The following is a 5,527-nucleotide window of genomic DNA, read 5'->3' as shown; positions in this document are numbered from 1 at the left end:
GGAGGGATTTGATAAAAACTCGTTCCGATATTTGGCAATCTGATGAGTAAACACACTGTATTCTTTCTCTAAAACATCTTGGGCGTTGTATGGTTAAGCCTCTCGGGCAATTAGTATGAGTTAGCTTAACGTGTCACCACGCTTCCACACCTCACCTATCAACGTTGTGGTCTCCAACGACCCTTTAGCAGACTTAAAGTCTGAGGGATGACTCATCTTGTGGCCGGCTTCCCGCTTAGATGCTTTCAGCGGTTATCCGTTCCGAACGTAGCTACCGGGCAATGCCATTGGCATGACAACCCGAACACCAGCGGTTCGTTCACTCCGGTCCTCTCGTACTAGGAGCAACTCCACTCAATCATCCAACGCCCACGGCAGATAGGGACCGAACTGTCTCACGACGTTCTAAACCCAGCTCGCGTACCACTTTAAATGGCGAACAGCCATACCCTTGGGACCGACTTCAGCCCCAGGATGTGATGAGCCGACATCGAGGTGCCAAACACCGCCGTCGATATGAACTCTTGGGCGGTATCAGCCTGTTATCCCCGGAGTACCTTTTATCCGTTGAGCGATGGCCCTTCCATACAGAACCACCGGATCACTATGACCTACTTTCGTACCTGCTCGACGTGTCTGTCTCGCAGTTAAGCTGGCTTCTACCATTACACTAACCGTACGATGTCCGACCGTACTTAGCCAACCTTCGTGCTCCTCCGTTACTCTTTAGGAGGAGACCGCCCCAGTCAAACTACCCACCAGACACTGTCCGCAATCCCGATTCAGGGACCTACGTTAGAACATCAAACATACAAGGGTGGTATTTCAAGGACGGCTCCATCAGAACTGGCGTTCCAACTTCAAAGCCTCCCACCTATCCTACACATGTAGGGTCAATGTTCAGTGCCAAGCTATAGTAAAGGTTCACGGGGTCTTTCCGTCTAGCCGCGGGTATACGGCATCTTCACCGCAATTTCAATTTCACTGAGTCTCGGCTGGAGACAGCCTGGCCATCATTACACCATTCGTGCAGGTCGGAACTTACCCGACAAGGAATTTCGCTACCTTAGGACCGTTATAGTTACGGCCGCCGTTTACCGGGGCTTCGATCAAGAGCTTCGCTTGCGCTAACCCCATCAATTAACCTTCCGGCACCGGGCAGGTGTCACACCCTATACGTCCTCTTACGAGTTTGCAGAGTGCTGTGTTTTTAATAAACAGTTGCAGCCAGCTGGTCACTGCGACTCTTCGCTGCTTACGGAGCAAGTCCTTCACAGCAAAGAGCGTACCTTCTCCCGAAGTTACGGTACTATTTTGCCTAGTTCCTTCAGCCGAGTTCTCTCAAGCGCCTTGGTATGCTCTACCTGACCACCTGTGTCGGTTTAGGGTACGGTCACCAATACCTGAAGCTTAGAGGCTTTTCCTGGAAGCATAGCGTTAACAGCTTCGTCACCGTAGTGACTCGTCTCGTATCTCAGTCTTAGACATCCGGATTTTCCTAAACGTCCAACCTACATACTTTCACGCGGACTACCAACGCCGCGCCTGCCTAGCTTTCTCCGTCCCCCCATCGCAGTATTGGCCGGTACAGGAATATTAACCTGTTTCCCATCGACTACGCCTTTCAGCCTCGCCTTAGGAGCCGACTCACCCTACCCTGATTAGCATGGGATAGGAACCCTTGGTCTTTCGGCGGGGAAGTTTTTCACTCCCCTTATCGTTACTCATGTCAGCATTCGCACTTCTGATACCTCCAGCCATCCTCCCGGACAACCTTCACAGGCTTACAGAACGCTCCTCTACCACTTGTGCAAGCACAAGTCCGCAGCTTCGGTGAATGATTTAGCCCCGTTACATCTTCCGCGCAGGCCGACTCGACTAGTGAGCTATTACGCTTTCTTTAAAGGGTGGCTGCTTCTAAGCCAACCTCCTAGCTGTCTATGCCTTCCCACATCGTTTTCCACTTAATCATTACTTTGGGACCTTAGCTGGCGGTCTGGGTTGTTTCCCTTTTCACGACGGACGTTAGCACCCGCCGTGTGTCTCCCGAGTAGTACTCATTGGTATTCGGAGTTTGCATGGGGTTGGTAAGTCGGGATGACCCCCTAGCCCAAACAGTGCTCTACCCCCAATGGTATTCGCTCGAGGCGCTACCTAAATAGCTTTCGAGGAGAACCAGATATCTCCGGGCTTGATTAGCCTTTCACTCCGATCCACAAGTCATCCCCATCTTTTTCAACAGATGTGGGTTCGGTCCTCCAGTTAGTGTTACCCAACCTTCAACCTGCTCATGGATAGATCGCCCGGTTTCGGGTCTACACCCTGCAACTATTCGCCCAGTTAAGACTCGGTTTCCCTACGGCTCCCCTATTCGGTTAACCTCGCTACAGAATGTAAGTCGCTGACCCATTATACAAAAGGTACGCAGTCACACCACGAAGGTGCTCCCACTGCTTGTACGTACACGGTTTCAGGTTCTATTTCACTCCCCTTACAGGGGTTCTTTTCGCCTTTCCCTCACGGTACTGGTTCACTATCGGTCAGTCAGGAGTATTTAGCCTTGGAGGATGGTCCCCCCATGTTCAAACAGGATACCACGTGTCCCGTCCTACTCGTTTTCACTGTAAAAGCATTGTCGTGTACGGGGCTATCACCCTGTATCGCTGGCCTTTCCAGACCATTCCACTAACACTAATACAGCTTAAGGGCTACTCCGCGTTCGCTCGCCGCTACTAACGGAATCTCGGTTGATTTCTTTTCCTCGGGGTACTTAGATGTTTCAGTTCTCCCGGTTTGCCTCCCAACACTATGTATTCATGTTGGGATAGTGCATAAATGCACTGGGTTTCCCCATTCGGATATCTGCGGGTCTAACGCCTCTTACCGGCTTCCCACAGCTTTTCGCAGGTTAGTACGTCCTTCATCGCCTCTGACTGCCAAGGCATCCACCGTGTACGCTTATTCACTTAACCATACAACCCCAAAATGTCTTCAGAATCATACAGTGTGTTTAAGGTTCACAAATAAATATTGTTACCTTGTTTTTTACTACTATCAGCTTGCCAAATTGTTAAAGAGCAGTTTGAGATTAAACTCAAATATAAACACTTAAGCCTAAGCGCTTATATTTGAATTTTCAGAGCAGGTTTCTTAAACCAGAAGNNNAAGAACTTGTCTTTGAGTTTTCAAACAGTAAATTACTTAAAAGTAATGGTGGAGTTAAGCGGGATCGAACCGCTGACCTCCTGCGTGCAAGGCAGGCGCTCTCCCAGCTGAGCTATAACCCCAATCTGGTTGGTCTGAGTAGACTCGAACTACCGACCTCGCCCTTATCAGGGGCGCGCTCTAACCACCTGAGCTACAGACCAATTTTAACGCAACATTCGCCGCGCAAAACTGTTTGCTCTATCTCATGCAATCAATCATCTGTGTGAACACTTATAACTTCNTGCAAGGCAGGCGCTCTCCCAGCTGAGCTATAACCCCATACAATATGGTACATTCGTTGTCAGGCCAGGCGCAGTGAACCGAAGCATACTTAAAGTATGTGAGGGTCGCTGCAACAACGCCTGGCGGCGAATTGGTTGGTCTGAGTAGACTCGAACTACCGACCTCACCCTTATCAGGGGTGCGCTCTAACCACCTGAGCTACAGACCAGCCGTAACCGCAATGGTTCTTACTGTTTGCTCTACGTTACAATCAATCATCTGTGTGAACACTTATAACTTCAATTCACGTTAGGTAAGGAGGTGATCCAACCGCAGGTTCCCCTACGGTTACCTTGTTACGACTTCACCCCAGTCATGAATCACAAAGTGGTAAGCGCCCTCCCGAAGGTTAAGCTACCTACTTCTTTTGCAACCCACTCCCATGGTGTGACGGGCGGTGTGTACAAGGCCCGGGAACGTATTCACCGTGACATTCTGATTCACGATTACTAGCGATTCCGACTTCATGGAGTCGAGTTGCAGACTCCAATCCGGACTACGATACGCTTTATGAGATCCGCTCACTGTCGCCAGCTTGCCTCCCTCTGTACGTACCATTGTAGCACGTGTGTAGCCCTACTCGTAAGGGCCATGATGACTTGACGTCGTCCCCACCTTCCTCCGGTTTATCACCGGCAGTCTCCCTAGAGTTCCCACCATTACGTGCTGGCAACTAAGGATAAGGGTTGCGCTCGTTGCGGGACTTAACCCAACATTTCACAACACGAGCTGACGACAGCCATGCAGCACCTGTCTTACGGTTCCCGAAGGCACAATCGCATCTCTGCAATCTTCCGTAGATGTCAAGAGTAGGTAAGGTTCTTCGCGTTGCGTCGAATTAAACCACATGCTCCACCGCTTGTGCGGGCCCCCGTCAATTCATTTGAGTTTTAATCTTGCGACCGTACTCCCCAGGCGGTCTACTTAGTGCGTTAGCTGCGCTACTCACAGTACAAGACCACGAACAGCTAGTAGACATCGTTTACGGCGTGGACTACCAGGGTATCTAATCCTGTTTGCTCCCCACGCTTTCGCACCTGAGCGTCAGTATTGTGCCAGGGGGCCGCCTTCGCCACTGGTATTCCTCCAAATCTCTACGCATTTCACCGCTACACTTGGAATTCTACCCCCCTCTCACATACTCTAGCATGCCAGTTTTGAATGCAATTCCCAGGTTGAGCCCGGGGCTTTCACATCCAACTTAACATACCGCCTACGTGCGCTTTACGCCCAGTAATTCCGATTAACGCTTGCACCCTCCGTATTACCGCGGCTGCTGGCACGGAGTTAGCCGGTGCTTCTTCTGCGGGTAACGTCAAAATGCTGTGCTATTAACACAACACCCTTCCTCCCCGCTGAAAGTGCTTTACAACCCGAAGGCCTTCTTCACACACGCGGCATGGCTGGATCAGGCTTGCGCCCATTGTCCAATATTCCCCACTGCTGCCTCCCGNCCCTTCCTCCCCGCTGAAAGTGCTTTACAACCCGAAGGCCTTCTTCACACACGCGGCATGGCTGGATCAGGCTTGCGCCCATTGTCCAATATTCCCCACTGCTGCCTCCCGTAGGAGTCTGGACCGTGTCTCAGTTCCAGTGTGGCTGATCATCCTCTCAAACCAGCTAGGGATCGTCGCCTTGGTGAGCCATTACCCCACCAACCAGCTAATCCCATATAGGTGCATCCGATAGCATGTGGCCCGAAGGTCCCACACTTTGGTCCGTAGACATTATGCGGTATTAACAGTCGTTTCCAACTGGTATCCCCCTCTATCGGGCAGCTCCCTATACATTACTCACCCGTCCGCCGCTAGGTCCGAAAACCCCGCTCGACTTGCATGTGTTAGGCCTGCCGCCAGCGTTCAATCTGAGCCATGATCAAACTCTTCAATTAAAGTTCTTTCTGTCACCGAAGTGACGCTCAGTCTTACTGACTTAAAACATTTCTGTATAAGCCACTCAACCGATAAATTTCATTTCTCGTGAAATCCATCATAAGTGCCCACACAGATGATTGATTGCTAATTGTTAAAGAGCGTGC

At 50.7% G+C, this 5,527-nt stretch carries 3 tRNA genes and 2 rRNA genes; all 5 read right to left on the bottom strand.

What is annotated here, in order from left to right:
- Positions 1–89: 89 nt before the first annotated feature.
- Positions 90–2,972: ribosomal RNA gene (locus tag HRH59_RS19065) — 23S ribosomal RNA — on the bottom strand.
- 239 nt (positions 2,973–3,211) lie between these two features.
- Positions 3,212–3,287 (bottom strand) — tRNA-Ala (locus tag HRH59_RS19060).
- A gap of 4 nt (positions 3,288–3,291) precedes the next feature.
- Positions 3,292–3,368, bottom strand: a tRNA-Ile gene (locus tag HRH59_RS19055).
- 213 nt (positions 3,369–3,581) lie between these two features.
- Positions 3,582–3,658 (bottom strand) — tRNA-Ile (locus HRH59_RS19050).
- Positions 3,659–3,743: 85 nt separating this feature from the next.
- A 16S ribosomal RNA gene (locus HRH59_RS19045) occupies positions 3,744–5,380 on the bottom strand.
- The 16S and 23S rRNA genes sit together here with 3 tRNA genes alongside, the layout of an rRNA operon.
- Between the last annotated feature and the right edge of the window lie 147 nt (positions 5,381–5,527).

Source organism: Rheinheimera lutimaris (assembly GCF_013283795.1).
GTDB classification, from domain to species: Bacteria; Pseudomonadota; Gammaproteobacteria; order Enterobacterales; family Alteromonadaceae; genus Alishewanella; species Alishewanella lutimaris.
The sequence above is the reverse complement of the archived record's forward strand: the minus strand, read 5'-3'. Positions and strand labels throughout refer to the sequence as shown.